Below are 692 nucleotides of genomic sequence, written 5' to 3' on the forward strand. Positions count from 1 at the left end.
AACAGATCCGCTACCAGGCCGTAATCGGCAACCTGGAAGATAGGTGCTTCTTCATCCTTGTTGATCGCAACGATCACTTTGGAATCAGACATACCTGCCAAGTGCTGGATAGCACCGGAGATACCCACTGCGATGTACAGCTGTGGCGCAACAATCTTACCGGTCTGGCCTACCTGCATGTCGTTCGGTACAAAACCGGCGTCAACCGCAGCACGGGATGCACCCATACCAGCGCCCAGCAGATCAGCAACCTGCTCCAGCATCTTGAAGTTGTCGCCGTTCTGCATGCCACGACCACCGGAGATAACAATACCGGCACTGGCCAGATCAGGACGATCCGATTTGGCTTTCTCTTCGCCTACAAACGAAGACAGGCCTGCGTCTTTTACAACGTCCAGCTGCTCTACAGAAGCAGAACCACCTTCAGCGGCTACCGGATCAAACCCGGTTGGGCGCACGGTAACAACCTTGATGCTGTCGCTGGTTTTAACCGTTGCGATGGCATTGCCGGCGTAAATCGGGCGAACGAAGGTGTCTGCGGATTCAACGCGAATGATGTCAGATACCTGAGCAACGTCCAGCAGCGCAGCAACGCGCGGCATGAAGTCTTTGCCCGTGGTACCGGCAGAGGTCAGGATGTGGCTGTAGCCCTTACCCACTTCTGCAACCAGCTCGCCCAGGTTCTCACCCAG

The 692-nt window shown here is 55.8% G+C and carries 1 protein-coding gene; it reads right to left on the reverse strand.

All coding sequences use genetic code 11. The annotated features are described in order from the left end of the window. Positions 1–692, reverse strand: a 692-nt coding sequence (locus tag RG807_RS17845) for an electron transfer flavoprotein subunit alpha/FixB family protein (RefSeq protein WP_309046053.1), incomplete at both ends; no start/stop codon positions are given.

The sequence above is a fragment of the Marinobacter sediminicola genome (assembly GCF_031157525.1).
Classification (GTDB): domain Bacteria; phylum Pseudomonadota; class Gammaproteobacteria; order Pseudomonadales; family Oleiphilaceae; genus Marinobacter; species Marinobacter sediminicola.